Consider the following 25422-nt stretch of genomic DNA (forward strand, 5'->3'; position numbering starts at 1 on the left):
GGCGGATGACAGGATGTGCATCCCAATGTTTGTTTTCAGGAGTGGGAAATGAAGCCATTTTTGCGCTGGTGTATTGTTGCGACAGCTTTAACGCTGGCAGGATGCAGCAACACCGATTGGCGTAAGAACGAAGTTTTGGCAGTCCCTTTGCAGCCTACGCTGCAACAGGAAGTCATTCTCGCTCGCATGGAACAAATACTTGCCAGTCGGTCATTGACCGATGATGAACGCGCACAGCTGTTATATGAGCGCGGAGTGTTGTATGATAGTTTGGGTTTGAGAGCACTGGCGCGGAATGATTTTTCACAAGCGCTGTCTATCAGACCCGATATGCCTGAAGTATTCAATTACTTAGGCATTTATTTAACGCAGGCAGGCAATTTTGATGCTGCCTATGAAGCGTTCGATTCTGTACTTGAGCTTGATCCAACTTACAATTATGCGCGTTTAAATCGTGGTATCGCCCTGTATTACGGCGGAAGATTTAAACTGGCGCAAGATGATCTGCTGGCGTTTTATCAAGACGATCCTAACGATCCCTTCCGCAGCCTGTGGCTGTATCTCACAGAACGTGAGATCAACGCAGACCAGGCCAAAGTTTCGCTGAAACAGCGTTACGACAAAGCGGTTAAGGACCAATGGGGATGGAATATTGTCGAGTTCTACCTGGGTGACATCAGTGAAAAAACGCTGATGGAAAGGCTCCAGGCAGACGCAACGGATAACACCTCGCTCGCTGAACATCTCAGTGAAACCAACTTCTATTTAGGTAAGTACTACCTAAGTCTGGGGGAGAAGGACAACGCAGAAGCGTTGTTCAAGCTGACGGTCGCCAACAACGTTCACAACTTTGTTGAGCATCGATATGCATTGTTGGAGCTGGCGCTACTCGGCCAGACACAAGACGATTTATCAGAATCTGACCAGCAATAGCTGACGAACTTTTATTGCCCGAATTTTCGAAAAGTCATCATCTTAGCGGATGAGGGCCTTTTTGTTCGTCGAAACCACTAATTTGAGCCGGTTCACACTTTTTGATGAAAATGACTGAAAATTTTCACGACGAGTTATGTAGACTGGCCGCCGCAATCTACGAGGCACGTGTACTACATGACTGATATCCAAACTACTTTTGCTGACCTTGGCCTGAACGCCGACATCCTTGAATCATTGAACGGTATGGGCTACGTGAAGCCTTCCCCAATCCAGCTTGAGTGTATTCCTCATCTGCTGGCGGGCCGTGACGTGCTGGGTATGGCACAGACCGGTAGCGGAAAAACGGCGGCTTTCTCTCTGCCGCTGCTGCATAACATTGACCCAACTGTTAAAGCACCACAGATTCTGGTGCTGGCACCGACCCGCGAACTGGCGGTTCAGGTTGCTGAAGCCATGACCGAATTCGCGAAACACATGCGCGGCCTGAACGTGGTTGCCCTGTACGGCGGCCAGCGTTACGACGTGCAGCTGCGCGCACTGCGTCAGGGACCACAGGTTGTTGTGGGTACCCCTGGCCGTCTGCTTGACCACCTGAAGCGCGGCACGTTAGATCTGTCTAACCTGCGCGGCCTGGTGCTGGACGAAGCTGATGAAATGCTGCGTATGGGCTTCATCGAAGACGTTGAAACCATCATGGCGCAGATCCCAGAAGGTCATCAGACCGCGCTGTTCTCGGCTACCATGCCAGAAGCGATTCGTCGTATTACTAAACGCTTCATGAAAGATCCTCAGGAAGTGCGTATTCAGTCAAGCATGACGACGCGCCCGGACATCAGCCAGAGCTACTGGACTGCCTACGGCCGTAAAACTGATGCACTGACCCGCTTCCTGGAAGCTGAAGATTTTGATGCTGCTATCATCTTCGTGCGTACGAAAAACGCCACGCTGGAAGTGGCCGAAGCGCTGGAGCGTAGCGGTTACAACAGTGCTGCACTGAACGGTGACATGAACCAGGCACTGCGTGAGCAGACGCTGGAGCGCCTGAAAGATGGTCGTCTGGACATCCTGATCGCGACCGACGTTGCGGCACGTGGTCTGGACGTTGAGCGTATCAGCCTGGTTGTTAACTACGATATCCCTATGGATGCCGAATCTTACGTGCACCGCATCGGCCGTACCGGTCGTGCTGGTCGTGCTGGCCGCGCGCTGCTGTTCGTTGAGAACCGCGAGCGTCGTCTGCTGCGTAACATTGAACGCACCATGAAGCTGACTATTCCAGAAGTTGAACTGCCTAACGCAGAACTGCTGGGTGAGCGTCGTCTGGCTAAGTTCGCCGCTAAAGTTCAGCAGCAGCTGGAAAGCAGCGATCTGGAACAGTACCGCGCACTGCTGGCTAAAATGCAGCCGGAAGATGAGCTGGATATTGAAACGCTGGCCGCAGCACTGCTGAAAATGGCTCAGGGCGAACGTCCACTGATCGTGCCTGCTGATGCGCCACAGCGCCCACGCAGCCAGTTCCGTGACCGTGACGAGCGTCGTGAAGGCGGTCGTGGTGACCGTCCAGAGCGTGGCCCACGTGAACCACGTAGCGAAGCTGCCGGTGACCGTCCACGCCGTGAACGTCGTGACGTTGGCGATATGGAAGTTTACCGTATTGAAGTCGGCCGTGATGACGGTGTTGAAGTGCGTCATATCGTTGGCGCTATCGCTAACGAAGGCGACATCAGCAGCCGCTACATTGGTAACATCAAGCTGTTCGGTACGCACTCTACCATCGAGCTGCCGAAAGGCATGCCGGGCGATGTGCTGTCGCATTTCACCCGCACGCGTATTCTGAACAAGCCGATGAACATGCAGCTGATTGGTGATGCGGTTCCACGCAGCAACGACCGTGGCGGCGAACGTCGTCCAGGCGGCCCGGCACGCGGTGGCTTCGGCGCTGGTGCAGGTCGTGAAGGCGGTCGTGGTGCAGAAGGCGGTCGTCGCTTCAGCAACGAGCGTAGCGGTGAGCGTCGTCCAGGCGGCCCATCACGCGGCCCACGTCGTGAAGACACTGGCGCAGCGCCAACTCGTCGTCGTGATGCATAATCACTGACGCAAAATAAAAAACCAGCCTTCGGGCTGGTTTTTTTTTGCCTGCAGTTTACTCAGGGTCGAGGCACGCCCGACCTCGGGTTCTACAGCGAGTTACGCGCCTGCATCGCCAGCTCGAAAGAGTAGAGCCGCGCCTGGCTGTCAAAGATCTGGCCATTCACCATAATCTCATCCGCCTGCGTTTCGCGCATCAGCGCCGCAAGGCCGTGACGTACCTTCTCTTTATCACCAACCACCGACATGCTCAATGCCTGCTGAACGCCATACTGTTCGGACGGCGACCACAGGTTATCCATGTTTTCTACCGGAGCCGGCAGCGGGCCGGGTTTGCCGCGGCGCAGATTGATGAACTGCTGCTGCATGGAGGTAAACAGGAAGCGCGCATCACGCTCGCTGTCGGCCGCTACCACGTTGACGCATACCATGGCATACGGTTTAGCCAGCCGTTCTGACGGCTTGAAGTTCTCGCGGTAGAGGTGCAGCGCCTGCATCAGCATTTCAGGAGCAAAGTGGGAGGCAAAGGCAAACGGCAGCCCCATCTGAGCCGAGAGCTGCGCGCTATACAGGCTGGAGCCGAGCAGCCAGACCGGAATTTTCAGTCCGGTACCGGGAACGGGCTGCACCGGCGGCGCGGGCTCGTCTTCGGGCGCATCGAACCAGCGGATCAGCTCAGCGACATCGGCCGGGAAATTGTCGACGTGGCCGGCCATATGGCGGCGCAGGGCCATCATGGTGCGCTGGTCTGAACCCGGCGCACGGCCAAGCCCCAGATCGATACGGCCGGGATAGAGCGACTCCAGCGTGCCGAACTGCTCGGCAATCACCAGCGGCGCATGGTTGGGCAGCATTACGCCGCCAGAGCCTAAGCGCAGCGTATCGGTATTGGCCGCCAGATAGCCGATCAGTACCGAGGTGGCGGCGCTGGCGATCCCGGTCATATTATGGTGTTCGGCCAGCCAGTAGCGGTGAAAACCGAGTTTCTCTGACTGCTGTGCCAGCGCGAGTGAAGCGTGGAAGGCATCGCGAGGAGAACGTCCCTGCGGGATCGGGGCAAGGTCGAGTACCGACAACGGTACATTTTTCTTATCAGGCATAGTTGCTCACTTTGTCTAACGGCCGGGAGTGCGCCATGTGCAAAATTACAGGCTACGGGATCTTCTGCCGCTGTAATTGTCCGTTCGCAGCACTTTTGCTAAAACGTTCGGCGATTAATTAGGCTGCTAGTTAAATAAAGTATTACCTAACTGCCAGCATAATTAAACCGCATTATTTACTCGGTTTCCCTCCCCCGGCCGCGCCGCAAAGTGGTTAAACAACAAAAATCGCCACCGGCGAGCGAGTATATTGCTGATAACCTGGTCTTTCTTTGCGAAGGATATTGCAATGCTTTGCCTCAGTAACGCCCTGAAGCGACTGATTTCAGGGGCCTTTCGATGAAAAAAAGAGCCTTTTTTACCCTGCTGATTATTATTTCAGGCATCGCTCTGGCCGTCCTTATCCGCGCGCATAATCACGACCTGCTGTTGCAGGGAGAAGTCGATGCCACCGAAGTGATCGTCTCCTCAAAAGCGAAAGGGCGCGTGGTGGAGAAGCGGGTACGGCGCGGCGACGATGTCAGCGCCGGGCAGTCTCTCATCGTGCTGGATGCCCCCGAGCTGATTGCCCAGCTTAAGGCTGCCGAAGCGGCGCGTGACCAGGCGCAGGCGACGTTAGACCTCTCCCTGAACGGCACCCGTGAAGAAACGGTTCGCAACCTGAAAGCCTTGCTGCAACAGGCTCAGGCGACCTGGCGTGATGCCCAGTCCACCTGGCAGCGCGATCTGAGCGTGGCGCAGAAGGGCTATATCTCCGCCGAACAGCTGGATAATGCCCGCCAGGCGCGCGACGGTGCCTGGCAGCAGGTGCAGGCGGCGCGGGCTAATCTCGATCAGGGGGTAAATGGCGATCGCATCGAGCAGCGTGAAGCCTATCTGGCACAGCTGCGCCAGGCAGAGCAGAACCTGCTGGAGATTAAGGCCCAGAGCGATGAACTGGTGGTGCATGCCCCGGTAGCGGGGGAGGTCGGGCCAATCCCGGCTGAGCGCGGGGAATTACTTAATGCAGGCAGCCCGCTGCTGACGCTGATCGAGCTGCCCACCGCCTGGTTCACATTTAATCTGCGCGAGGACATTCTCGCTCACGTGCGCAAGGGCGATAAAATACGCATTCGCGTCCCGGCGCTGAATAATCGGGTGATCGAGGCGGAGGTGCGCTATATCGCGCCGCTCGGCGACTACGCGACCAAACGCGCCACGCGCGCCACCGGGGATTTTGACCTCAAAACCTTTGAGGTGCGGCTTTACCCACTCACGCCGGTTGAAGGCCTGCGTCAGGGAATGAGTGCCCTGTGGTCATGGCAGACGTAAAAGACGGGCTGTGGGCATTTGGCCATGCCTTCAGTCGTGAAGTCCGCGTTGCCTGGCGTAAACCGGTGTTCCACTGGCTGGGCTGGTGTTTTCCGCTGCTGCTGTTCGCCCTGATTGCCAGCGATTTCTCCGAGGGATCGCTAATGGATCTGCCGGTGGCGGCGGTCGATCAGGATCACAGCACGCTATCGCGCACGCTGATACGCAATCTGAATGCAGGCTCGCATGCCGATGTCAGCCAGAATGCCGGCGGTGAGCCGCAAGCGCTGGAGAAATTACGCCAGGCACAGGCGTATGCCGTGCTGTTGATCCCGCCATTTTTCGAAGCGGATACGCTGGCGGGTCGGCAGCCGCGCGTCACGCTCTACTACAACGCGCTGTTTTATGGCGCGGGCTTTTACTCGACGCAGGATTTCGCCGGGCTGGTCAGTACGCTGAATGCGCAGTATCAGCCGGTGCTGGCGGCGGCCACCGGGCGGGCAATGCCAGCGCTACCCCACGCAACGCTGGCTTATGACAGCCTGTTTAACGCCAGCGGCAGCTATATCTACTATCAGCAGTTCGCCGCCAGTATTCATATGGTGCAGCTGTTCGCCGTCACCTGCATGATCTACCTGCTGGCGCGCAGCCGGCCGCTGATTTACCAACGGCATTTTGCTATGGCGCTGCTCGGTAAGCTGGCCCCTTACACCTTGTGCTACACGGTGCTGCTGGTGAGCGAAATCGCCCTGCTGGTCGGCGTATTCAGCGCGCGGGTGGTGGGAAACCCCTTCTATATTCTGTGCGTGGCTTTCTTCTACGTCATGGCGGCGCAAAGCCTCGGCATCCTGCTATTTAGCTTCACCGGGAGTGCGATCACCGCCTATATGATGATGGGGATTATGGTCAGCATTGCCCTGACATTTTCCGGCACGGCAATGCCGGAGCTGTCGATGCCGTGGCCGGCTCAGCTGATCTCCAATCTGGAGCCGCTCACCCACGCGCTGTATGCCATGTTTGATCTGTTCCTGCGCGACGTTCCGGGAAAACCGGTGGCCAGCGTCTGCCTGCTGCTGCTGGTCTATCCGCTGGCTGTGGCGCTATTGGTGCGTAAACGCCTGTTCCGCCGTCTGGCAACGCCGGAGGAGATGCAGTGAGGCTGTGGTGGCAGGCCTTCATCACAACGCTCAGCGGGCTACTGCAAAAACCGATGTGGATGATGCTGCTCTGTTCGCTCTGCCTGATGAGTACGGTGTATCTCAATCACAGCGTCTGGGATCTGCCCGTCGCGGTGATCGATATGGACCACAGCCCGGCCAGCAGAATGCTGACTCGCCAGCTTGATGCTACGCCGAAAATCACCAACGTGGCCTACAGCAGCCTGCCGCAGGCGCTCAGCGACCTTGGCCTGCGCAAACTGTTTGCGGTGATTATTCTGCCGCAGGATATGGAACAGAAGATGCTGGCAGGGAAAGAGGTCACGCTGCCGGTCTACGGAGATGCCACCAACCGCCTGGCGAATGGTCAGATCCAGCAGGATGTCATGGCCGCCTGGCAGCAGGTTTTAGGGCGCTACAATCTCAAGCTGATGATGATGGCGGGTTTTAGCGAACGGCAGGCTTCGGTGGTGCTGACGCCATTTATTGGCCAGGCCATCGATGTGTTTAACCCGGGGATCAGCTTTGCAGCGATTGTCTTTCCCGGCCTGCTGGTGATGCTGCTGCAGCACTCGCTGCTGATTGCCGGCGTGCGCGTCAGCATGACGCTGCGCAGCCAGGGGCCCTTACCCCTGCCGGTGACGCTAGGCACGCTCTCCGCGCTGATCCCCATCTGGCTGTTTCTTTCTATCGTGCTGTTTGCCCTGTGGCCATGGGTACTGGGCTATCGGCAAACGGCCAGCATCCCCGAGCTGCTGATGCTAACGTTCCCGTTCCAGCTGGCGGTGCTGGGCCTGGCGAAGCTGGTGACCGAGTGCCTGCGTGAGGTAGAGCGCATCTACTTTTCGCTGTCGTTTATTACCACCCCGGTCTACTACCTTTCCGGCACGCTGTGGCCGGTGCAGTCGATGCCAGACTGGGTACGCGGCATTTCGATGATGCTGCCCTCAACCTGGGGCACGCGGATGATTGCCGGGGTAAATCAGATGGGGCTGCCGCTTAGCGAAGTGAGTCAAGATGTGGTGATGCTGCTGATCATGGCGGTGGTCTATACGGTACTGGGGATGGGGGTCGGAAAGCTGCGCGACTACCTCGGTCGTCGCCATTGACGGTGGGTCGGGCATGCCCGACCCCTACACGAATATGATTTGGGGCGGCGGCACGCCCGGCCCCTACACGAATATGATTTGGGGCGGCGGCACGCCCAACCCCTACACGAATATGATTTGGGGCGGCGGCACGCCCGACCCCTACACGAATATGATTTGAGGCGGCGGCACGCCCGACCCCTACACGAATATGATTTGGGGCGGCGGCATGCCCGACCCCTACAAGAATATGAGTAGGGGCGGTGGCACGCCCGGCCCCTACATGAATATGAGTAGGGGCGGTGGCATGCCCCGCCCGTACAGACGGCGTAGTTACTCCACCAACTCTAGCCCCGCCACCCGCTGCCAGTAGCCGTTGCAGTCGGCCGATCGCGCCAGGCTCAGCGGCTGCCTGCCGGTTTCATTGGCGCGAAAGCGCTCGATCATTGCCAGCGTGTCATCTCCCTGCGGCGACAGGCGCACAATATCCACCAGCCCCTGCATCGACAGCAGATCGTTACCCAGGTTGTAGCAGTAGCCGCTCATGGTCTGAATACCGTTCAGCACAAACACCGGCTGATCTTCCTGGGTGCGCACCTGGCGCCCGTGCGGGTAGTCAATACAGCATGTCTGGCACTCGTCCTTACTGCGGTTTTCAGCGCGGGCGCTAAAACAGCGGGCAGAGTACGCCAGTGGCAGATAGCCATAGCTCAGCACCTCGACTTCAAACTGGTGGCGGATCCCCAGTTCGTCGCACTGCACCAGCAGCTGCGCCAGCCAGTCTCGCGACAGCTCGACCGGCATGCACCAGCGCATCATGCCCATTTTCAGCAGCAGCTGCAGCGTCACCGCGTTATAGATATTCAGCGCAGGACCGGCAACAAAGGGCACGCCCGCGTCACAGGCCAGGGTAACGGCGCCGACGTCGTTCGCCTCAATCAGAAACTCGCCGTTATCCACATAGCGCTTCAGCTCCGTTAACTCGGAAGGTGACTGCACCAGCGCCAGGGTGCTGAGCACCACCTGCTTGCCAGCGGCGGCCAAATCTTTTGCCAGCGCCAGCCAGTCGGCTGCTTTAGTACTGCGGCGCTTGCTGCATACCGATTCGCCAAGGTAGATAATCTCGGCCTCACTGTGCGCTGCGGCCTGGTAAAACGCCTGCAGCGTCTCTTTAGGCCAGTACCACAGCACCGGCCCGAGGGAATATTTCATACCGTTCTCCTACTGCCACTGGCGGTGATAAGCGCCAAGGGTCGTCTGCGTGCCTTCGCTCAGCGCACTGAGTGCCGTCATCCACTGCGGCTGCGGCGCGTAATTGGCCGGGTCGGCTTTGCAGCGGTCAATGGCCTGGCGCCAGATGCGCGTCACCTGTTCAACGTATGCCGGGCTGCGCTGGCGACCTTCAATTTTTACCGAGGCAATATTGGCCGCCAGCAGCGCCGGCAGCAGCGCAAGGGTGTTCAGGCTGGTGGGCTCTTCCAGCGCGTGATAAGGCGTTTCTGCCACCTTGTAGCGCCCTTTGCACAGCGTAGGATAGCCCGCGTTTTCACCGGCACCATAACGGTCGATCAGCACCTCATTCAGGCGCGACTCCAGGCCGGCAGGCGTCTGCTGCCAGCGTACAAAGCGCGCAGGGGAGCAGGCGCCAACGGTATTCGGTGACTCGCCGGTGAGATAAGAGGAGAGATAGCAGCGCCCCTCGGCCATGATGCACAGGCTGCCAAAGGCAAAAACTTCCAGCGCAACCTCCGTGTCGCGTGCCAGCTGGCGTACCTGATGCATCGATAGCACGCGCGGCAATACCACGCGTGCCACATCGAAGTTACGCTGGTAAAAGCGCAACGCGGCGGCATTGGTCGCGGAAGCCTGCACGGAAACGTGACGCTCAATATGGGGATATCGCTCTGCGGCATACGCCAGCATGGCGATATCTGCCAGGATTAAAGCATCGGCTCCGGCGTGGGCGGCCATATCCACAGCGCGCTGCCAGCGGTTGAAACCGTCAGGATGGGCAAAGGTATTAATGGCGACGTGCAGCTTACGCCTGCGCTGATGCACATAATTTGCCGCTTCCTGCAGGCGTTTATCGCTGAAGTTCAGTCCGGCAAAATGACGGGCGTTGGTTTCATCTTTCAGACCGATGTAAACCGCATCAGCGCCGTTTTCAATGGCAGCCTTCAGCGCCGGAAGGTTTCCGGCCGGGCAGAGAAGTTCCATGTAATCGAATCCAACTTATCAGTAGAATCGATGAGTTTAGTGAGGAAGGCTGCGACAAATTTTGATTTAAGGCAGCTATTGGCGTATTGATGGGGTTCGATTCTCTGGATAAAACCCCTATAGTTCGCGCACTTTGTTGATCCAGCCGTCTGACGCGTTTTGCCAGTATGGCAAAATAGCCGAAATTTATTCGTAAGGAGTGATAATGGTGTTGAACCCGCTACGCACCCACTGTGTCCGTAAGGGGCCGCAATTGTTGCGTTTCCCGCTGCGGTTTACCCCGTTCGCATTGAAGAAGCCGCTGCTGCAGTCGCTGTTACGCTGGCAGTTTCAACAGGCACTGGCAGAAGGTGAGCTAGACTTTCTTGAGGGGCGCTGGTTAGGGATTGAGGTCACTGACCTCGGGCTGCGTTGGTCAGTCACGCTGGAACAGGGGCGGCTGCAGGTAGCCGATCGGGAAACGGCAGATGTCTGGTTTCGTGCTGAAGCCAACGATCTGTTGTTAATCGCCGCCCGCAGGGTGGATCCCGATACGCTGTTTTTCCAGCGTCGCCTGAATATCGAAGGAGATACCGAGCTGGGTCTGGAAGTGAAAAACCTGATGGATGCGGTTGATCTTGAATCCATGCCGACGCCGTTGCGCATCGGACTTATGCAACTGGCTGATTTTGTTGAAGCCGGACTGAACGAGGGCGCGATTTCCCCGGCGGGTCGCGTAGGTGCAACATGTTAATTCGTACTGAAATTGGAGTGGATGCTGCCAGCATCGACAGCCTGCTGCGTCGCTGTTTTCCCACCTCAGCGGAAGCTGAACTGGTGCAGCAGCTGCGTGAAGATGGCTTGTTAACGCTCGGCGTTGTCGCCACCGATGATGAAGGACAGGTTCTGGGCTATGCGGCCTTCAGCCCGGTAACGCTGGCTGAAGAGGATCGTCAGTGGGTGGGGCTGGCACCGCTGGCGGTGGATGAGAGCGTGCGTAAGCAGGGGCTGGGCAAGCAGCTGATTTACGAAGGGCTGGATACGCTGAATGAGTTTGGCTATGCCGCGGTGGTGGTGCTGGGCGACCCGGCATACTACGGGCGTTATGGCTTTGAACCGGCAGCGCGTTACGGCCTGCACAGCAGATGGCAGGAGAGCGAAGCGGCGTTTCAGGTCTATAAGCTGGCGGAGGATGCGTTCAGCGGTACAGAAGGGCGCATCGAATATTCGGCGCCGTTTAATCGCCTCTGAGCGTGTTAAGCCATAAAACCAATGACACGGGCTGGTGCTCCACCAGCCTGATTTTTTCCTGCCGCTTTAACTGCTTTACCTGATACTCCAGCTTCGACGCCAGCGAACGGTCCCCGGCTTCGCAGTGAAACATCAGCTCTAGCGGACCCTTGCCGCGCAAGGCTTTCGCCCCTTTGCCGCACTGATGCTGGGCGAAGCGCCGCTGCACGTCATTGGTGATCCCGGTATAGAGCATGCCGCTGGCGGTGCGCAGGATATAGAGCCGCCAGTCGCCGGATGCCGCAGAGTTCATAGTCTGTCTCAGGTAGAAAAATCTGCGCGTACTTTAGCGCAGATCGCCCGCGTGTGGGAGTAGCGGCAAAGCGATGGCGGGCCAGCCGCAGCTGGCCAGCAGATTAGAGTGCGTTAAGAATACGCAGTGATTCACGATTGAAGGCAGGCAGGTCGTCCGGCGTGCGGCTGGTGACCAGTCGTTCATTGTCGACGACCACCTCTTTATCATAGAAGTCAGCACCGGCATTTTTCAGATCGATAACGATCGCTTTCACGGTGGTCATCTGGCGCCCGCGTACGGCATTGGCGCTGATCAGCAGCTGAGGTCCGTGGCAGATAGCAAACACCGGTCGGCCCAGCGCCACAAACTCTTTAGTAAAGGCGACGAAACGGTCATCACCGCGCAGCGTATCCGGGGAGTGACCGCCGGGGAGCAGCAGGGCGTCAAAATCCGCCGGCTGAACGTCATCGATAGATTTGTCTATCTTCACTTTGGCATCACCCTGTTTGCCGGTGATGGTTTTACCTGCTTCGGTATCAATGGTAATGACCTCGTGACCCGCATCTTGATACGCCTTGGCCGGGGAGGTGAACTCCGAATCTTCAAATTCATCGGTAATTAACACTGCAATCTTCTTGCTCATATTTTCTCCTGTGAACTTGAGTTGTTGATAGAAATAAGTGTGGTTCACATAGGCAGAAAATCAACCAGGTCGATTCCGAATGGCATTAAAGGTAAAGAAGACGCAGGCGGCTGGCGTTTGTGAATAGCGCACTTTATGATAATTCTTTGCCGCACCTCCATAAATCAGGACGACTCTATGGCTACCTTGTATTTGATCCTTGCTTTCGGCTCCTATTTTCTCACCAGCATCGCGATGGTGCTGGTATTTCTGTTTATCTACACGCGAATTACGCCACATAACGAATGGCGGCTAATTAAAGAGAATAATCTGGCGGCAACCTGGGGGTTTATCGGTGCGCTGCTGGGCTATATTATTCCCCTTGCCAGCGTAGCGATTAACTCCATTAATCTGGTCGATTATCTGGTGTGGGGCGCCGTGGCGCTGGTGATCCAGCTCATCGTCTTTACCGCCGTACGCCTGTTTATGCGCGATATCAGTCAACGTATCGAAGACAACAGCGTGGCGGCCGGGTTATTCCTGGGTGGCGTCTCTACCGGCGTCGGTATCCTGAACGCGGCCTGTATGACCTATTAATCTGCCCGCAGTTGATGAACAACCTGGTTGCTGCTGCCGCGCCACAGCAGCGCCGGGTCTTTCAGTGCCTGAATAAATTTACCGTCAATCAGCACATTAACCAGCGCCACCACCCGCTGCTGCTGAGCGCTCAGTTCGTCCAGCCGATAGCCGGTCCACAGCCAGATATCTTTTCCCGCGCATTCGCGCCTGACGCGGCGCAGCAGCCGCCCGACATCCGCCAGGTTCGCCGGGTGCAGCGGATCGCCGCCGGACAGCGACAGCCCCTGCCGCGGTATGCGCGTATCGTTAAGGTCGGCGATCAGCTGCTCTTCCATCTGCAGAGTAAACGGCACGCCGGAATTCAGCCGCCAGGTGCTTTGGTTATAGCAGCCCGGGCACTGATGCACGCAGCCGGAAACAAACAGCGTGCAGCGCGTGCCGGGGCCGTTAACGATATCCACCGGATAATACTGATGGATATTCATCCGGGCTGGCCCTGGCGCAGGTGTTTTACCCGGCGCTTAACCTCTTCCTGCTTGCCCGCGTTGAACGGCCTGGCGTCCGGGCTGCCGAGATAACCGCACACCCGGCGCGTAACGGACACCCGCGTGCTGTCGTGATTGCCGCAGTTCGGGCAGGTGAAGCCTTTGCTGGTGCAGGCGAACTCACCCGTAAAGCCGCACTCGTAGCATTCATCAATCGGGGTGTTGGTGCCGTAATAGGGCACGCGGCTGTAGCTGTAATCCCAGACGTCCTCCAGTGCCTTCAGGTTATGCTGGATATTCGGGTACTCGCCGTAGCAGATAAAACCGCCGCTGGCGATCGGCGGATAGCCCGCTTCAAAGTCGATTTTGTCGTACGGATTGACCTTTTTCTCAACGTCGAGGTGGAAGCTGTTGGTGTAGTAGCCTTTGTCGGTGACGCCCGGCACCACGCCAAATTCGGCGGCGTCGAGGCGGCAGAAGCGGTCGCACAGGTTCTCGCTCGGCGTGCTGTACAGGCTGAATCCGTAGTCGGTCTCCTCCTTCCACTGATCCACGGCAGCACGCAGGCGGGCGACAATCTCCAGCCCTTTGGCGCGCAGTGCCGCATCATCGTAGGGATGAATTGCCGCGCCGCTCAGCGCGTTTAGCGTTTCGTGAATGCCGATGTAGCCCAGCGAGATTGAAGCCCGGCCGTGCTTAAAGATAGCGGCCACCGGCTCATCGGCCTGCAGGCGCACCCCGCAGGCGCCCTCCATATAGAGGATTGGCGCAACCCGCGCTTTCACGTTCTCCAGCCGCGCAATGCGCGTCATCAGCGCCTTCTTCGCCAGCAGCAGGCGCCTGTCCAGCAGCGCCCAGAAGCGCGTTTCATCGCCACCCGCTTCCAGGGCAATGCGCGGCAGGTTGAGGCTAATCACGCCAATATTATTGCGCCCCTCGTGGATCTGTTCCCCGTTCTCCTGATACACGCCGAGGAAGCTGCGGCAGCCCATTGGCGTTTTAAACGAACCGGTGACCTGCACCACCTGGTCATAATTGAGGATATCGGGGTACATGCGTTTACTGGCGCACTCCAGCGCCAGCTGTTTGATATCGTAATTTGGCTCGCCGCGACGGTGGTTCAGCCCGGCTTTGATGGCGAACACCAGCTTGGGAAACACGGCAGTTTTGTGATTTTTACCCAGCCCGGCGATGCGGTTACGCAGGATCGACTGCTGGATCAGGCGCGCTGCCCAGCTGGTGCCGAGGCCGAAGCCGAAGGTGACAAACGGCGTCTGGCCGTTGGCGGTGTGCAGCGTATTGACCTCATACTCCAGCGACTGAAAGGCGTCGTAGCACTCTTTTTCGGTGCGCGCGCGGGCATAGGCTTCGGCGTCGGCAATCTGCCATTCGTCGGCGGTGGCGCGGTGTTTAGCCAGGCTGGCATCCACGAACGGCGCCAGCACTTCATCAATACGGTTAATGGTGGTGCCCCCGTAAATATGGCTGGCGACCTGGGCGATGATCTGCGCGGTGACGGCGGTGGCGGTGGAGATTGACTTAGGCGGTTCGATCTCGGCGTTACCCATTTTGAAGCCGTGCGTCAGCATGCCCCGCAGGTCGATCAGCATGCAGTTAAACATCGGGAAAAACGGCGAGTAGTCGAGATCGTGATAGTGGATCTCGCCGCGCTCATGGGCGCTGACCACATCACGCGGCAGCATATGCTGACGGGCGTAGTGTTTGGCGACGATCCCGGCCAGCAGATCGCGCTGAGTGGGGATCACCTTGCTATCCTTATTGGCATTTTCATTCAGTAGCGCCGGATTACTCTGTTCGATCAGCCCGCGGATCTCATGGTTAAGGCGCCCGCGCAGTTCACGCGCAACATCGCGGTCGTGGCGATACTCAATATAGCTGCGCGCCAGCTGTGGGTAACGTCCGGCCATCAGCTGGTTTTCCACCGCCTGCTGCACTTCGGCAATATCCACCTGCGGGCGCTGCATCAGCTGGTGGCTAATCAACCTGGCGACGGAAGTACAGTAATCTTCATCGTTTATCTGTGCTGCCTGCGCGGCCGCGTGGATCGCCGCCGCAATGCGTGCCGGATCAAAATTTACCCGACATCCGTCGCGTTTAATCACCTGAGTTGCCACTGCGCTTCCCCTATATGTAGTTTTTCAGGGCTATAGTAAGCGCTATATGTAGTGTTTTCTCGTGGAATATTGGCCGTTTTATTGATTTGCCACAAGGAACCCGTCGGCAGCGATTCTCCTCTGCGAGAGAGCCAAACCCCTGGTTTCGAGCTCCACTGGCCAACCTTAAACTCAGATCGCCGTTGAGCGCTTCAGGCAAAACAGCGCGGCAATAAACAGCGCACCCGCACCGGCGATAATCGATATTTTCAACGGGTCGCCCTGACCCTGCAGCAGTCCCGTCATCAGCGGTCCGCACACCTGGCCAATGCCATAGGTAAAGGTCACCAGCGCCATCAGATTGATGCCGGCAGGAACCGGCAGTTTTTTTGCCAGCGGCATTACCAGCGCGGTGGTGCCCATAAAGGTGAATCCAAAGCCGAGGCAGCAGAGGATCAGCAGCAGCGGTGAGTGGCCGTTCAGCGACAGCAGCACGCAGATGGCCTGCAAAATCAGATTGAAAATCAGTGACAAGGTGATGCCAAAGCGGTGCTCCATCAGCAGCCAGAAAAAACAGCCGGGGATAATCGCCAGCCCGACCAGCGACCACAGATGCTGTGAAATAACACTATTTGCAAGCTGGTGCGAGATCAGCGGCAGGAAGGTGGCGACAATGATGTAGCCGAACCCGGCCAGGCCATAAACGATTGCCAGCTGCCACCAGCCCACCACGCTGCTTTTGCGTCTCGGTCTCTGTTGAGATTCAGGGGTGAAGGCGATGGCGGTGGGGGATAAAATCACCAGCAACACCAGCAGGATCAGACCGATTACGCCCGCGCCAAGCCACAGCGAGGCGGCATGCAGCTGTAGCGCAATCCCGAAATTGACGTACTCATTGCCCAGCAGAATGCCAACGCCAACGCCGGAAAATAGCGAAGCGGTCACCCAATGATTATTCGTGTGGTGCAGGACGGTGACTGAGCCAAAAATCATCAATGCGGCACTGGCCAGCCCCGCCAGAAAGCGCACCACCAGCGCGATATTAACCCGGTCCACCCCTGCCATCGCGAAGAGCAGCACGACGGAAAGCACGGAAAAAATAAATACCATATTTTGCGAGCGCGGGCGGTGGAAGCCGCTCCATGAAAATAGCAGGCTGCCCACCAGGTAGCCTCCGTAGTTAGCGCTTGCCAGCCACGCCAGCTGGGGAAAAGTGAATATTTTCTCCTCCAGCATTTTGGGCAGCATCGGCGTATATAAGAAACGGCTGATGCCAACGCCCAGAGCCAGCAGCAGCACGCCATAAGCGGCGGTGCGGATATTGCTACGATTAAGCCGTTCTTTATCGCTATGAAGCATGAATAATATTCCTTTTATCCATATTGATAGCGAGGAAGGTTAGCATGCGGCGCAATGATAAATACATCACCTTAAGTGTCTTCAGGACGCTATTTCTTTAATTCGCCTGAATGGTTAATTTTAGCCTTTTTTGATATTTCATACGGCACGTTGAGCGCAGAATAATCTCAGCTGCTGTTATTTAATTAAAAAACGCCAGTCACGGGGAATATATTATGAGTAAAATAACTATCGCTATTATCGGCGCCGGTTCGAGAGGTCTTAGCCTGCTGGAGAGAATCGTCACGCTTTATCCTGAGTACAGTCCCAACCAGAAAATGGAAATATGGCTGATTGATAAAAACGAAGCGGGATTTGGCGTGCACCTGCCGAACCAGCCCGACTACTTTCTGACTAACACCGTCGCCTGTCAAATCACCCTGTTTGGTGACGATAGCGTCACCGCCCCCGGGAGTATACGTGAGGGCCCGAACTTATATCAGTGGGCGCGTGACCAGGGTTATAAAAAATCAGGGCAGTTGTACTCCAGACGCCCTCAGGGGGAAGAGATTTCGCCTGACGACTATCTCCCGCGAGCGCTATTAGGGGAATATCTTCACTCAGTCTATTTACGTATTTTGCACAACCTCCCGCCAGGTATTACGGTGAATGTGATTCGTGGTTTTGCGGTTCAGGTCAGTTCGTTTTCAAACCATACGATTAAGATTAAGTTAGATAATGATTTCAAAATAAAGGCCAACTACCTTTTTCTCGCGACCGGCCACGGTGAAAACAGGTCGACGGAAGACGATCTCAGTATTCAACGCTTCGTTTCGGGCAACCTGCATAAAAATAAATTACTGCGCTATATTCGGCGCCCCTACGAGCTGCGTAAATATAGTCATATTGCCGGGGGCAGCAATGTGATGATCGGCGGAATGGGTTTAACCACTTACGACATTATTGCCAGACTGACCGCTGGCTGCGGGGGGCGATTTAGCGATGCCGGTCATCGCCTGATTTATCACCCATCCGGTGATGAACCGCAGATCTACATTTATTCCCGCCAGTCGCTGCCTGCAGGCAGCCGTGGCGTGAATCAGAAGGGGGGCAGCGGGCGCTATCTGGCGCATTTTTTCACCCTCGATGCCATCGATCGCTTACGCCAGCGGACAGCGCAGGGAAAAATCGACTTTGTTGCCGACCTGCTGCCGCTGCTGATCAAAGAAATGTGCTACGTCTACAGCTGCGTCGAGCGGGGTGAATGGACGCAGGCTCGGGATTATCAGGCCGGTGCGGCTGAACGTGAGGCAATCAATCAGCTCTTCTATCCGCATCAGGGGTTAACCTTTTCGACCCTTGAAGAGTGGCGGGCATGGTTTAAAGAGCTGCTGATAAAGGATATTGCTGACGCTGAAAAAGGCAACGTTGACGGCGCATTAAAGGCCGCTGCTGATGTCATCAGGGACACGCGCGATATTCTGCGTTATGCCATCAACCACGGTGGGCTGACGCCACAGTCGCACCGTCAGTTTCTGAGTGAGTTCTGCCCGATATTCAACCGTATTGCGGTGGGGCCGCCCTTAAGACGGAATCAGGAGTTACTGGCGCTGATTGAGAGCGGTGTGGTAGCGCTGGCGGGTGGGCCCGCAGCCCGATTAGTCTGCCGGTCGGAAAGCGGCCATTTTGCCCTGCACACCTCTTTTGTACAGGAAGAGAGCGTGACGCTGGCTGATATCCTGATTAAAGCCCGTATAGCGTCATTTTCACCCGCCAGCGACAACTCCAGGCTCTACCATAATCTGCTGGCTGAGGGGGTGATCAGGCCCTATGACAACGACGGATTTCTCGCGGGCGGGATAGATATCGACAGGCAGCACCACGTCATCAGCCGTAAAAAAATCAGTCAGAAGAACATCTATGCCCTGGGCACGCCGGTGGAAGGGCCGAACTACTTCACTCATGTGCTGCCGCGCCCGGCAGTGAACTCAACGGCACTGCAGGAAGCCGCGCTTTGTGTCGTCGACATGTATCAAAATATCCGTAAACACGCGGGCAGCTGATTCGACCTGCAGCCCATCACGCTGCTGCGATATTTTTTGCCGTCCTGAAGTGCCATGGCGGTTGCATTAAACCCTGAGGAGTTACTACTATTGTCGGTTGCTGTAGAGCGAACCCCATTCCGCTCTGGTTACTCAGGGATACTGCCCGATGTCGTCCGTCGCTTATAACGAAAAACAGGTCATTCGCTGGCTCGGTGCGCGAACCGTTGCGCGCGCGCGCGATTTGATCGCCAGCGTACAAAATATAGCGTGGCAGAATACCCTGTTGACCGGCGAAGTACCGGGGCGCAAAGCGGAACCTTTCAGCGTGATGGTGCACTTCAGCCGCCCGCAGGGCAGGCTGCATGCCAGCGGCGAGTGCAGCTGCGCGGTGAAAAATAACTGCAAGCACGTGGCGGCGCTGATGCTGGCCAACCTGCAACCGCGCCAGCCGAAGGTCGCGGTGGCGCTTGAGACGATACAGGCCGAGCCGGTGCCGGTCCTGCAGCTGGAGTCACGCGCCAAATTTATCAGCGGTTATGGCCACTACGGGCATCGCCAGAAGCGCCTCGACTTCGCCGCGGTCAGCTTTGACTACGCCGGAGTAAGGGTGGAGGCCAATAGCCGGGCCGAGAGTTTCGCCGACCGCACAGGCCAGCGCTTTCACGTTCAGCGCCAGGCTGAAGAGGAGCAGTCGTGGCTGGCGCAGATCGCCAGCATCGGGCTGCGGACTATTCCTGCAGGCCATATCTACACTCCGGCGCCGCTGCCGCCAGCGATCTTCGCACCGGAATCTCCCGGCCTGTGGCGCGACTTTATCAAAAAAGGCCTGCCGGCCCTGCGCAGGCGCGGCTGGCGCGTCAGTATGGACGACGATTTCACCTGGAATATCACCGAGGTGGAAGCGATAGAAGGGCGCGCCGTACAGGGCGATGATGGCTGGTTCGATCTGGAGCTGGCCATGAAAATCGGCCGCCGTCGCGTGCGGCTGGAACCGCTGCTGGCACGCTTGTTTGCCGCCGATCGTCGCTGGATGTCCGGCAATCTCAGCCTGATCCCCGACGATGAGCAGATTGAGCTGCGCGACGAGCGCAACCAGCGCCTGCTGTTCCGCGCCGCACAGCTGAAACCGCTGGTCGGCAACCTGATCGATCTGTTTGACAGTGAAAGCCTACAGCCGCTGAGATTAGCCGCATGGGATGTCGGCCGCCTCAGCCAGGCCGATGACCGCAGCCGCTGGATATTTGACGGCGACAACGCGGTGCACCAACTTGCGGAGCGCCTCAACGGCAATACGGGGGTACAGCCGGTGGCTCCCCCTGCCGGGCTTCGGGCCACGCTGCGCGACTATCAGCAGCAGGGCGTTAACTGGATGCAGTTCCTGCGTCAGCACCAGCTGGCTGGGGTACTGGCGGATGATATGGGGTTAGGTAAAACCATTCAGACGCTGGCGCACCTGCTGGTGGAGAAAGAAGCGGGGCGGCTGGACCGCCCTGCGCTGATCGTGGTGCCGACCACGCTGGTGCACAACTGGTGCTGCGAAGCCGCGCGTTTCGCCCCCGATCTGCGCGTGCTGGCGCTGACCGGCCCGCAGCGCAAAGAGTTTTACCACAGCATTGAACAGTATGACGTGGTGATCACCACCTACTCGCTGCTGTGGCGCGACCAGCCGCAGCTGGTGGCGCATTACTACCACCTACTGATCCTTGATGAGGCGCAGTACGTGAAAAACAGCGCCTCGCGCGCTGCCTCGGTGATCCGCATGCTGAAAACCCGTCACCGCCTGTGCCTGACCGGTACTCCGCTGGAAAACCACCTCGGCGAGCTGTGGTCGCAGTTTGACTTCCTGCTGCCCGGTTTTCTCGGCAGCGAACGTGACTTTACCCAGCACTGGCGTATTCCGGTGGAGCGCAACGGCGACAAGGTGCGGCGCGAGCTGCTGGCGAAGCGCGTGCGGCCATTTATGCTGCGCCGCCGTAAGCAGGAGGTGGCGAAAGAGCTGCCGCCGAAAAACACCATTGTGCGCAGCGTGGCGCTCGACGGCGCCCAGCGCGAATTGTATGACCAGGTGAAATCGGCAATGCAGGACCGCGTGCAGCTGGCGGTGCAGCAGCAGGGCGCGGGGCGCAGCCATCTGCTGGTGCTGGATGCGCTGCTCAAGCTGCGCCAGATCTGCTGCGATCCGCGCCTGCTGGCCGACCCGCGCGCCGGGAAGGTCAAGCACTCGGCCAAGCTGGCGCTGCTGCGTGAGATGCTGCACGATCTGCTGGCGGAAGATCGCCGGATTCTGATCTTCTCGCAGTTCACCACCATGCTGGCGATCATCGCGGAAGAGCTGACTAAAGCTCGCATCCCGTTTGTCACCCTCACCGGCAGCACCCGCGATCGCACTGCGCCGGTCGAACGCTTCCAAAACGGCGAAGTGCCGGTGTTTCTGATTAGCCTTAAGGCGGGCGGCGTGGGTCTGAACCTGACGGCGGCGGATACCGTGATCCACTACGATCCCTGGTGGAACCCGGCGGCAGAAAATCAGGCCACCGATCGCGCGTACCGCTTAGGTCAGGATAAACCGGTATTTGTCTATAAGCTGATCGCTGCCGATACCATAGAAGAGAAGATTGTGGCGCTGCAGCAGCAGAAAGCCGATCTGGCGGGGGAGATCCTTGATGACGAGCTGAGCGAACCCAGCCAGTTTAGCCCGGACGATTTAACCGCGCTTTTCTCATAAATAAGTCGGGGTCAGGCAGGCCTGACCCCCTCACTCAATCTTACGCGTTCTGCCCGATGCGGCGCTCGTCGGCCATGCAGGCCGCGGCGGTAAACAGAATGTCCGCCGAAGAGTTCAGCGCGGTTTCCGCTGAGTCCTGCAATACGCCGATAATAAAGCCGACCGCCACCACCTGCATCGCCACCTCATTGGGTATGCCAAACATATTACAGGCCACCGGGATCAGCAGCAGCGAGCCGCCCGCCACGCCGGATGCGCCGCAGGCGCAAATCGAGGCCACCAGGCTCAGCAGAATAGCCGTGGCCACATCCACCTGAATCCCCAGCGTATGCACCGCCGCCAGCGTTAGCACGGTGATGGTGATCGACGCGCCGGCCATGCTGATATTGGCACCGATCGGAATCGAGACTGAATAGGTATCTTCATCCAGGCCCAGCTTTTTCGCCAGTGCCATATTCACCGGAATATTGGCGGCCGAGCTGCGGGTAAAGAACGCGGTCACGCCGCTTTCACGCAGGCAGGTAAAGACCAGCGGATACGGATTACGGCGGATCTGCCACCACACCAGCAGCGGGTTGAACACCAGCGCCATCAGCAGCATACAGCCGATCAGCAGCCCCAGCAGGCTGGCATAATCCCACAGCGCATCGAAGCCGGTAGAGGCGAGGATCGAACCGACCAGCCCGAAAATGCCGATCGGCGCAAAGCGGATCACAATACGCACCAGGCGGGTGACTGCATCGGATGCATCGTTGAGGAAAGTGCGGGTGCTCTCGCTGCTGTGGCGGAAGGCAAAGCCAAGGCCGATCGCCCACACCAGAATGCCGATGTAGTTGGCGTTCATCAGCGCGCTAATCGGGTTCGACACCATGCTCATTAGCAGGCCGTGCAGCACTTCAAGGATGCCGGAAGGCGGCACGATCTCGCTGCTGGCCGCGCGCAGCGTCAGGTTCTGCGGCAGCAGATGGCTGGCAACCACCGCGACAACGGCAGCGCAGAAGGTGCTGAGCAGATAGAGGATAACGATCGGGCGGATATTGGTCTTCTGCCCCTGCTGGTGGTTAGCTATCGACGAGATCACCAGCACCAGCACCAGCAGGGGGGCCACGGCTTTCAGCGCGCTGACAAACAGCTCGCCGAGCAGGCCAACCGCCAGCGCATGACTTTTCGAGAACCAGGCCAGGGCAATACCGGCCAGCAGTCCAATCATAATTTGTGTTACCAGGCTGCCCTGAATCAGGCGCTGTATCAGCCCGCGTCCGCTGTTTTCTGTCCGCATAATATTAAATCGCTATTGTTATCGGTGTGTCTGAGAGTTTGCGAGGGGCAGTATAAGGAAATGTTCTGACAGGGGAAGGGAAAAATCAGGTTTTGTCACCTGCGGGCCAGGCATCGGCCCGGGCTGACCACCTGAGTAACAGTGATAAATGGCATAGCGGGGGGGCTCACTATGCCGGCACTGCGGTGGTTTTAATATCAGCTACCTGAGTATCTGCTCCCCCCGGCCAATCACTCCTGACGCAGCTGCAAATCGAGCGGCGTTTTGCTCGGCTCACCGCCAATCTCGCGCGCCAGCTTCGGCACCATATAGCCTGATACCATGCTCAGCAGCTGGCGCATGATGGCGCGTGCTTCATCGTCGGAGACATAAAAGTGCGCGGCGCCCTGCACTTTATCCAGCACGTGCAGGTAATAAGGCAGGATCCCGGCGTCAAACAGCGCATTGCTCAGCTGCGCAAGGGCGGGGGCATTATCGTTAACGCCGCGCAGCAGCACGCTCTGATTGAGCAGCGTTACCTCGGCACGTTTCAGCATGCGCATGCCGTGGCGCAGATCGTCGTCAATCTCCTGCGCGTGGTTAATGTGCGTGACCATCAGCGTTTGCAAACGCGACTGCGCCAGCCGCTGGCACAGCGCTTCGGTAATGCGTTTCGGGATCACCACCGGCAGGCGGCTGTGAATGCGCAGGCGCTTCAGATGCGGGATCTGCTCCAGTTCGCCGATCAGCCAGTTCAGTTCATGATCCTTCGCCATCAGCGGATCGCCGCCGGAGAAAATAATCTCATCCAGTTCTGGCTGTTGTCGGATATACTCCAGGGCCTGCTGCCAGTTGCGTTTGTTGCCCTGGTTGTCCGAGTAAGGAAAATGGCGGCGGAAGCAGTAACGGCAATTGACGGCGCAGCCGCCTTTGACCAGCAACAGCGCACGATTACGATATTTATGTAACAGACCCGGCACCACGCTGCTCTGCTCATCGAGCGGATCGGTACTGTAGCCCGGTGCATCGACAAACTCCTGCTTTGAGGTGATCACCTGTAGCAGCAGCGGATCCTGCGGATCGCCTTTGCGCATACGTGCCGCAAAGGCGCGCGGGACGCGCAGGGCGAAAAGACGCCGTGCGTCATGGCCTGAAACCAGTTCAGGGTGATGTTGCAACGCTAAAAGTTGCAGTAATTCATCCGGATCAGTGATTACATCAGCAAGTTGATGCAACCAATCTTCTCGCACAGGGGGATTTAGGGTTACAATGTGTGCCATTTTTTTGGCTAAGTACCAGTTATAAATTGTAGAGGGCCTTCATGGCGACTTATTCTAGCAACGATTTCCGTCCCGGTCTTAAAATCATGTTCGAAGGCGAGCCTTATGCCATCGAATCAAGCGAGTTTGTTAAGCCGGGTAAAGGCCAGGCATTCGCACGCGTAAAAATGCGTCGTCTGCTGACCGGAAGCCGCGTTGAGAAAACTTTCAAATCTACCGACTCCGCTGAAGGCGCTGACGTAGTAGATACCAACCTGAACTACCTGTACAACGACGGCGAGTTCTTCCACTTTATGCACCCGGAAACCTTCGAACAGCACCCTGTTGAAGCGAAAACCGTTGGCGATGCGGCTAAATGGCTGCTGGACAATGCAGAGTGCATCGTGACCCTGTGGAACGGCAAACCTATCCAGGTTCTGCCACCGAACTTCGTTGAGCTGGAAATCACCGATACTGACCCAGGCCTGAAAGGCGACACGGCAGGTACCGGCGGCAAGCCAGCGACTCTCTCTACCGGTGCGGTAGTGAAAGTGCCCCTGTTTGTGCAGATTGGCGAAGTGATTAAAGTTGATACCCGTTCTGGCGAATACGTTTCCCGCGTAAAATAAGCCCGATCGAAGGGGCCTGGCATCGTCAGGCCCTTCTTACGTTTCCCCTCAATTTCTTTTATCCCGCAAAACATGCAGGTAGATAAATTACGGCTATGCTTATATCGCTGTGCTTATCTCTAATTAAAAGGAAATTGCTATGAAGAAAAGTATTGTTGCTGTTCTTTCTGTTCTGGTGCTCTCTTCGGTGCTGACGGCCTGTAACACCACGCGCGGCGTGGGTGAAGACGTTGAAGCCGGCGGTAAAGCTATTCAGAAAAGCACTAACTGATCAGTATGATGGGCCGGTGCCTGCGCACCGGCTTTGCTATTGCTGATTCACCCAGATCAGTTTATCCACGGCGAACCCTTCCTGACGTGCCTGTGATACCAGCTGTTCCTTTACCTGCGGCGCCAGCTGCGGCGTGCGCGACAGGATCCACAGATATTCCCGATTCGGCCCGCATACCAGCGCGTGCTGATAATCCTTATCCAGCGCAATCACGTTGTAGCCACCGTAGAACGGCCCGAAGAACGAGACTTTCAGCGCGGCCTGCTGCGGGGATCCGGTAAAGTACGCTTTGCCGATGCTCTCCTGCCACTTCTGCTTCTTAGGGTTGAAACCCCGGTTGACCACCTTCAGGCCACCGTCGTCACGCTTGCTGTAGGTCGCCGTCACGTGATCTAACCCACGTTCAAACGGATGGTTAAGGCGGGCGATCTCATACCAGCTGCCAAGATAGCGATCGGCGTCGAAGCCGGAGATCGGGGTGATCCCTTTGGGTGGGGTGGTGGTGCAGGCAACAGAGAGTAGCGCGGCGCCGCCGGCGGTGATCATTTTCCACAGTGACATAGGCCATTCCTTTTATAATGAATGGCCTGAGTATAGTCCCGATTTCCCCCGAAGCATCATCGTCGCGGTTTTAAACCCACAGCCAGCACGATGATCGTGTGGGATGAGCTCGGCCTGAGGTAAGCCGGACGGCACGCGGCAGAGATGCCGCGTGCC

The 25422-nt window shown here is 57.5% G+C and carries 23 protein-coding genes; 12 read left to right on the forward strand and 11 right to left on the reverse strand.

All coding sequences use genetic code 11. The features are described 5' to 3' along the window. Positions 1 to 48: 48 nt before the first annotated feature. Positions 49 to 933: a lipoprotein NlpI gene (gene nlpI, locus QLG07_RS22095; protein WP_133622611.1), complete on the forward strand. Its 885-nt coding sequence runs from the start codon at positions 49 to 51 to the stop codon at positions 931 to 933. 177 nt (positions 934 to 1110) lie between these two features. Continuing rightward, positions 1111 to 3024, forward strand: a complete 1914-nt coding sequence (locus QLG07_RS22100; RefSeq protein WP_062818065.1) for a DEAD/DEAH family ATP-dependent RNA helicase — start codon at positions 1111 to 1113, stop codon at positions 3022 to 3024. 89 nt (positions 3025 to 3113) lie between these two features. Here the strand turns inward: QLG07_RS22100 and QLG07_RS22105 are convergent, their stop codons facing one another. After that, entirely contained in the window at positions 3114 to 4124 is a 1011-nt protein-coding gene (locus QLG07_RS22105; protein ID WP_133622612.1) for a luciferase-like monooxygenase, read from the reverse strand. A 339-nt stretch (positions 4125 to 4463) separates the two neighbouring features. On the opposite strand from QLG07_RS22105, the gene QLG07_RS22110 reads away from it, so the two are divergent. The 3 genes from QLG07_RS22110 to QLG07_RS22120 are packed head-to-tail and all read left to right on the forward strand — an operon-like array spanning position 4464 to position 7680. Then, positions 4464 to 5435, forward strand: coding sequence for an efflux RND transporter periplasmic adaptor subunit (locus QLG07_RS22110; RefSeq protein WP_133622613.1), 972 nt, complete (start codon positions 4464 to 4466; stop codon positions 5433 to 5435). Beyond that, complete coding sequence (locus QLG07_RS22115) at positions 5423 to 6571, forward strand: ABC transporter permease (RefSeq protein WP_282470166.1); 1149 nt, start codon at positions 5423 to 5425, stop codon at positions 6569 to 6571. The genes QLG07_RS22110 and QLG07_RS22115 overlap by 13 nt, the downstream gene beginning before the upstream one ends. Continuing rightward, entirely contained in the window at positions 6568 to 7680 is a 1113-nt protein-coding gene (locus tag QLG07_RS22120; protein WP_282470167.1) for an ABC transporter permease, read from the forward strand. The genes QLG07_RS22115 and QLG07_RS22120 overlap by 4 nt, the downstream gene beginning before the upstream one ends. A gap of 312 nt (positions 7681 to 7992) precedes the next feature. Here QLG07_RS22120 and QLG07_RS22125 read toward each other — a convergent pair whose 3' ends face one another. Further along, entirely contained in the window at positions 7993 to 8871 is an 879-nt protein-coding gene (locus tag QLG07_RS22125) for a U32 family peptidase (RefSeq protein ID WP_048914501.1), read from the reverse strand. Positions 8872 to 8880: 9 nt separating this feature from the next. Continuing rightward, positions 8881 to 9876 (reverse strand): peptidase U32 family protein, encoded by a 996-nt coding sequence (locus QLG07_RS22130; protein WP_191149815.1) that lies wholly within the window; start codon positions 9874 to 9876, stop codon positions 8881 to 8883. Between the two features lie 205 nt (positions 9877 to 10081). On the opposite strand from QLG07_RS22130, the gene QLG07_RS22135 reads away from it, so the two are divergent. Both QLG07_RS22135 and QLG07_RS22140 read left to right on the forward strand, forming a co-directional pair. Beyond that, a complete protein-coding gene (locus QLG07_RS22135; RefSeq protein ID WP_099754279.1) occupies positions 10082 to 10609 on the forward strand; it encodes an SCP2 domain-containing protein in 528 nt (175 codons plus the stop codon). Beyond that, positions 10603 to 11106: an N-acetyltransferase gene (locus QLG07_RS22140; RefSeq protein WP_048914503.1), complete on the forward strand. Its 504-nt coding sequence runs from the start codon at positions 10603 to 10605 to the stop codon at positions 11104 to 11106. Before QLG07_RS22135 ends, QLG07_RS22140 begins: the two co-directional genes overlap by 7 nt. On the opposite strand, the gene QLG07_RS22145 is transcribed toward QLG07_RS22140, so the two are convergent. Both QLG07_RS22145 and QLG07_RS22150 read right to left on the reverse strand, forming a co-directional pair. Beyond that, positions 11093 to 11398: a GIY-YIG nuclease family protein gene (locus tag QLG07_RS22145; RefSeq protein WP_099754281.1), complete on the reverse strand. Its 306-nt coding sequence runs from the start codon at positions 11396 to 11398 to the stop codon at positions 11093 to 11095. The two genes, QLG07_RS22140 and QLG07_RS22145, sit on opposite strands and share 14 nt — an antisense overlap. A gap of 103 nt (positions 11399 to 11501) precedes the next feature. Next, on the reverse strand, positions 11502 to 12023 hold the full coding sequence (locus tag QLG07_RS22150; protein WP_048914505.1) for a type 1 glutamine amidotransferase domain-containing protein: 522 nt from the start codon (positions 12021 to 12023) through the stop codon (positions 11502 to 11504). Positions 12024 to 12200: 177 nt separating this feature from the next. Between QLG07_RS22150 and QLG07_RS22155 the strand changes: the two genes are divergently transcribed. After that, positions 12201 to 12599, forward strand: coding sequence for a DUF350 domain-containing protein (locus QLG07_RS22155; RefSeq protein WP_048914506.1), 399 nt, complete (start codon positions 12201 to 12203; stop codon positions 12597 to 12599). Here the strand turns inward: QLG07_RS22155 and nrdG are convergent. The 3 genes from nrdG to QLG07_RS22170 all read right to left on the reverse strand — a co-directional run bounded on the left by nrdG (position 12596) and on the right by QLG07_RS22170 (position 16539). Next, positions 12596 to 13066 carry an anaerobic ribonucleoside-triphosphate reductase-activating protein gene (nrdG, locus tag QLG07_RS22160; protein ID WP_048914507.1) on the reverse strand — a complete coding sequence of 157 codons (471 nt, stop codon included), beginning with the start codon at positions 13064 to 13066 and terminating at the stop codon, positions 12596 to 12598. The genes QLG07_RS22155 and nrdG overlap by 4 nt on opposite strands. After that, entirely contained in the window at positions 13063 to 15201 is a 2139-nt protein-coding gene (gene nrdD / locus QLG07_RS22165) for an anaerobic ribonucleoside-triphosphate reductase (RefSeq protein ID WP_282470168.1), read from the reverse strand. The genes nrdG and nrdD overlap by 4 nt, the downstream gene beginning before the upstream one ends. A 171-nt stretch (positions 15202 to 15372) precedes the next feature. After that, entirely contained in the window at positions 15373 to 16539 is a 1167-nt protein-coding gene (locus tag QLG07_RS22170) for a YbfB/YjiJ family MFS transporter (protein ID WP_282470169.1), read from the reverse strand. A gap of 215 nt (positions 16540 to 16754) precedes the next feature. On the opposite strand from QLG07_RS22170, the gene QLG07_RS22175 reads away from it, so the two are divergent. Continuing rightward, positions 16755 to 18581, forward strand: coding sequence for an FAD/NAD(P)-binding protein (locus QLG07_RS22175; protein ID WP_282470170.1), 1827 nt, complete (start codon positions 16755 to 16757; stop codon positions 18579 to 18581). A 148-nt stretch (positions 18582 to 18729) separates the two neighbouring features. Continuing rightward, the gene (locus QLG07_RS22180; RefSeq protein WP_282470171.1) at positions 18730 to 21288 is read left to right on the forward strand and encodes a DEAD/DEAH box helicase; all 2559 of its coding nucleotides are present in this window, start codon (positions 18730 to 18732) and stop codon (positions 21286 to 21288) included. Positions 21289 to 21328: 40 nt separating this feature from the next. Here the strand turns inward: QLG07_RS22180 and sstT are convergent, their stop codons facing one another. Both sstT and epmB read right to left on the reverse strand, forming a co-directional pair. Next, entirely contained in the window at positions 21329 to 22567 is a 1239-nt protein-coding gene (sstT, locus tag QLG07_RS22185) for a serine/threonine transporter SstT (protein WP_048914512.1), read from the reverse strand. Between the two features lie 230 nt (positions 22568 to 22797). After that, positions 22798 to 23826 (reverse strand): EF-P beta-lysylation protein EpmB, encoded by a 1029-nt coding sequence (gene epmB, locus QLG07_RS22190; protein WP_282470172.1) that lies wholly within the window; start codon positions 23824 to 23826, stop codon positions 22798 to 22800. 41 nt (positions 23827 to 23867) lie between these two features. Here epmB and efp point away from each other — a divergent pair, with 41 nt between their 5' ends. Beyond that, a complete protein-coding gene (efp, locus tag QLG07_RS22195) occupies positions 23868 to 24434 on the forward strand; it encodes an elongation factor P (protein WP_048914514.1) in 567 nt (188 codons plus the stop codon). Between the two features lie 139 nt (positions 24435 to 24573). Beyond that, the gene (locus QLG07_RS22200) at positions 24574 to 24705 is read left to right on the forward strand and encodes an entericidin A/B family lipoprotein (protein WP_048914515.1); all 132 of its coding nucleotides are present in this window, start codon (positions 24574 to 24576) and stop codon (positions 24703 to 24705) included. Between the two features lie 36 nt (positions 24706 to 24741). Here QLG07_RS22200 and QLG07_RS22205 read toward each other — a convergent pair whose 3' ends face one another. Next, complete coding sequence (locus tag QLG07_RS22205; RefSeq protein ID WP_048914516.1) at positions 24742 to 25266, reverse strand: lipocalin family protein; 525 nt, start codon at positions 25264 to 25266, stop codon at positions 24742 to 24744. Between the last annotated feature and the right edge of the window lie 156 nt (positions 25267 to 25422).

The organism is Erwinia sp. V90_4 (assembly GCF_029967685.1).
Taxonomy (GTDB): domain Bacteria; phylum Pseudomonadota; class Gammaproteobacteria; order Enterobacterales; family Enterobacteriaceae; genus Erwinia; species Erwinia aphidicola.